5 protein-coding genes are annotated in these 3,640 nt (G+C 50.4%); 1 reads left to right on the plus strand and 4 read right to left on the minus strand.

What is annotated here, in order from left to right; translation table 11 throughout:
• From Q0614_RS01360 to Q0614_RS01375, 4 genes are all read right to left on the minus strand, one after another.
• On the minus strand, positions 1-1,281 hold a 1,281-nt coding region (locus Q0614_RS01360; RefSeq protein ID WP_298785963.1), incomplete at its 3' end, for an MATE family efflux transporter.
• A gap of 253 nt (positions 1,282-1,534) precedes the next feature.
• On the minus strand, positions 1,535-1,816 hold the full coding sequence (locus tag Q0614_RS01365) for a type II toxin-antitoxin system RelE/ParE family toxin (RefSeq protein ID WP_298785965.1): 282 nt from the start codon (positions 1,814-1,816) through the stop codon (positions 1,535-1,537).
• Positions 1,813-2,064 carry a hypothetical protein gene (locus Q0614_RS01370; protein WP_298785967.1) on the minus strand — a complete coding sequence of 84 codons (252 nt, stop codon included), beginning with the start codon at positions 2,062-2,064 and terminating at the stop codon, positions 1,813-1,815. Before Q0614_RS01370 ends, Q0614_RS01365 begins: the two co-directional genes overlap by 4 nt.
• Positions 2,065-2,151: 87 nt before the next feature.
• Positions 2,152-2,592, minus strand: coding sequence for a GNAT family N-acetyltransferase (locus Q0614_RS01375; protein ID WP_298785969.1), 441 nt, complete (start codon positions 2,590-2,592; stop codon positions 2,152-2,154).
• A 218-nt stretch (positions 2,593-2,810) separates the two neighbouring features.
• Here Q0614_RS01375 and Q0614_RS01380 point away from each other — a divergent pair.
• On the plus strand, positions 2,811-3,640 hold an 830-nt coding region (locus Q0614_RS01380; RefSeq protein WP_298785971.1), incomplete at its 3' end, for an amidohydrolase family protein.

The raw sequence follows: 3,640 nt of genomic DNA on the forward strand, positions 1-3,640 counted from the left end.
CGCCGTATTCGCGCTGCCGCGCAGCCACTCGTCGCAGAAAAACCCGATCCAAACGCCCAAAATTCCATACCCCATATGAATGCCCAAAAGCCAGCCCACGGGGATCGAGACGCCCCACATAAAGATCACGCCCATCGCAAAGGGAAACCTCGCGTCGCCGCTTGCGCGCAGGGCGTTTACGAACACGATATTAAGCGTCCGTCCGAACTCAAGCCCGAGCGTGAGGTAAAAAAGCGGCCGCATGACCTGCTTGTGCGCCTCGTTTAAGCTCAACATCTCCATGATCTGCTCGCGCGCTAAAAACACGATCGCGACGAAAAGCGCCGTCGCCCCAAGGCCAAAGCGCAGTGCGGTAAAAGTGTGCCGGTACGCCTCCTGCGGCTTAGCGGCGCCTACGAGGCGGCCTACGATCACTTCGTTTGCCATACTGATCGCGCTTCCGCCGAAGAAGATGAATGATGAAATTTGAAAATAGATCGTCTGTACGGTAAGGCTCGCCTCGCCCATGCTCGCGACGAAGGCGAAGGCGACTAGATACTGCACGATCCACAGCATGTTTTCGCCAGCGCTCGGAAGCCCTACGGATAGAATTTTGCGCAGCGTGGCGAACTGGATCTTTAAAAACATCGTGAGGTAAAATTTTATCTTTAGCACCTTCGTGATGATGAGGAAGAATAAACATACGCCGATCATACGCCCTGCGATCGTGCTCACGCCGATGCCTTCAAGCCCGTAGTACGGCAGTCCGAACGGCCTAAATAGTACGACGTAGTTGCCCGCGAGCGTGACTAAATTCATCACCACTGAGACCGCGATGATGAAATTTGCGTATCCGTAAACGCGCACGATGGCGCTAAGCACGATCGCGACGGCGTCTATCGCAAAGACGATGCTGATGACCTTAAGATAGATCGCGCTTTCGCTCAAAAGCTCGGCGGGCACTTGCAGCGCGCGGAGTAAAAAAGGCGCGCAGCTAAAGACGAAAACGCCGCTGCAAAGCCCTACGAGCGCGTTGAATGCGATGCTCGTGTGGATCGCGCGCATGGCTAGGACTTTGTTTTTTGCCCCGAGCGCCTGTGCTACGAGAACCGAGCAGCCCACGGCCAGAAAGCCGAAAACCGTGACGAAGAGCAAAAATATCTCGTTGCCCGCCCCAAGCGCGCCTACTAGCGAGACGTCCACGCGCGAGATCATGTAGGTGTTGATAAACGTAGTCACTAGGCGCAAAAACATATCGACGTAGATCGCGAGCGAGAGCCTTAGTAGCGAGATTTCTTTCATATTTTGCCTTTATTTGGGGGAAATTGTAGCCGAAAATTCTTTTAGGTTTGCTTTTGCGCAAGGGGCGAGCGGAGTTGTTTTCGCGCGCCGCGCGGCATGCGTAAAATTAGAATTTACGGCGCTCAGTGCGAATATGCGGTGATTTAGCGCGGAGGAGCGGTTGGTATATTTGGCGCTGCGGCGTCGGCGAATGAGCGGTTTTAATAAATGGAGCGCGGAATTTAAACGCGGATGTTTTTAAACAGGCGTCAAGCTATCTCAATAAATTTTGCTTAAATATCGATAGGATAACGATCGTATCGTCGGGTTCGTCTATTAGATACGGGATTACGAAACCCTTAAATATGAAATCTCTAATTTTATCATCGTCAAAGCTTTTTGATCTACGAAATTTATACGGCATAAAGCCAAGCTCGCCTGCTCGCGTAAAAAGCTCGTTTTTAAAATTTTCCGCCGCATCCTCTGAGTGCTCTGCGATAAATTCTACTATCTTGCTAAGCTGTGCACGAAATCTTTTAGACTGGATTATTTTCAATTTTTCCAGCCCTTGCCTAGCTCATCGAAGCCGCTTAGATCGCCGTTTGCGTATGATTTTAAATCTGCATCCATTCCGCTTTTTATCTCATCGTAACTTTCGTCGGATTTAAACTCCGATAGAATCGTTTCTAAATTTTTCTCGCCGCTTAGAGTGATCTGTGCGGAGGGATCAATTTTTAAAAAAAGCTTCTTAAAAGTTTCAAGAGTATCGCGATCGACGCCGCTTTGGATCTGCATAGTGATCATTTTGGCTCCTTAAATTTTAGCGATTATAGCAGCTCATAGCTAAATTTAATATAGCCAAAGCTCGATAAATTTTAAAATTTATGTCCGCTAGATCGAATTTCGCTTCCTCATGTGGATCGTAAAGTGCTTCGACGCGTCTTTAAAGCCGCACTTTTGTAGAAATTCTCCGGCACCCTCAGCTTTGTGTAGAGGGGTCACGACAAAGGTGGTGGTGTGCGCAAAGCGTTTATTAAAGGCATTCACGAGCGCCGTGCCGATACCGCGCCTTTGGTAATCCTTATGAACTATCACGCAGTAAAGATAGCTCGTAGCGAAGTTGTCGCGGTCGCAAAACGCCTCCAGCACCCCCACGGTCTTGCCCTGCGTTTTGGCGATCGCCACGTAATCATAGGTGCGCCACACCCTGTATGTCTCGTGCGGCGGCACGGAGGCTGCATTTTGCTCCGTATCCCAGCCGATCGAGATCATTATCTCATCCAGATCGCTAGGCTTAAAATCGGCGGAATTTTCTAAAATTTCAAACTCCATCTTCGCTCCTTAATTGAAATAGTTTTTCAAATCGCAAGTATATCGCCGTAGCTTTAAAACGGCATTAAATATCAATTAGCGGCTCTTGCGGCGAGGTTTAAATTTTAAAATTTAAAGGCGCGGCAGGGCGCGGTGCGTAAATTTTAATCCGAATTTAAAATTCTAACCATTTACCGCAATTTGATATAAACTCGGCAAAATTTTTCCAAGGATCCCCGATGCAAACGCTTGATTTTCACGTCCATCTGCTAAGCAAGGAGGTGCGCTTCGACCGCCCTTACGACAGGCTCGCGCTGCGCCTTTTCGGCAGGCGCTTCGGCATAGACGTATCGCGCGCGATCAAAGAGCCATACGAAGCCTATGTGGACGCTCTGCTCAGCGGGCTTAGAACTTCGAAATACGTTAAAAAGGCGGTGCTTTTCGGCGTGGATGCTAAATTTAGCGACGCGGGCGAGCTAATCCACCGCGATAAGACCGTCTGTGCGGACAACGACAGCGTACTTGAAATTTATCAAAAAAACCCAGGTCTCATCGTGCCGTTTTTTAGCATCAATCCAAAAAGGGCGGACGCGCTAGATGAGATCGATCGCTGCTTTGAGCTCGGATTTAAGGGGGCGAAATTTTTACAAAACTATTGGGATCTGGATACGAGGCTGCCTCGCTACGTGCCGTATTTTGAAAAGCTCGCCAAGCTCGGCTTGCCGCTGGTGATCCACGTCGGCAACGAAAGCTCGGTGCCGAGCACGCGCCGCTGCGAGGCGCTGGAGATGATCTACGCGCCGCTTGAGCTAGGCGTTACGACGGTGTGCGCGCACATGGCGATTAACTACGAATATTCGCATATTTTTCGTGCGCTCTCGCGCCGCCCGCGAAATTTCGGACACGATTATTTCGCGCTTCTGGCGCTTCTGCGCACGCACAAGAACCTCTACGCCGATGTTTCGGCGCTGATGACGCCGGTGCGCGCGAAAGCCCTGCCGCATCTAGCAAGCCAAACGGACGTGCACTCGCGCCTGCTTTACGCTTCGGACTTTCCGGTGCCGTATTC

Source organism: uncultured Campylobacter sp. (genome assembly GCF_937997595.1).
Taxonomy (GTDB): Bacteria; Campylobacterota; Campylobacteria; order Campylobacterales; family Campylobacteraceae; genus Campylobacter_B.

Excerpts from the sequence above, each read along its gene's own strand:
- Q0614_RS01370 (WP_298785967.1), bottom strand. The coding sequence starts at position 2,064 with ATGATCACTATGCAGATCCAAAGCGGCGTCGATCGCGATACTCTTGAA.
- Q0614_RS01375 (WP_298785969.1), bottom strand. The coding sequence starts at position 2,592 with ATGGAGTTTGAAATTTTAGAAAATTCCGCCGATTTTAAGCCTAGCGAT.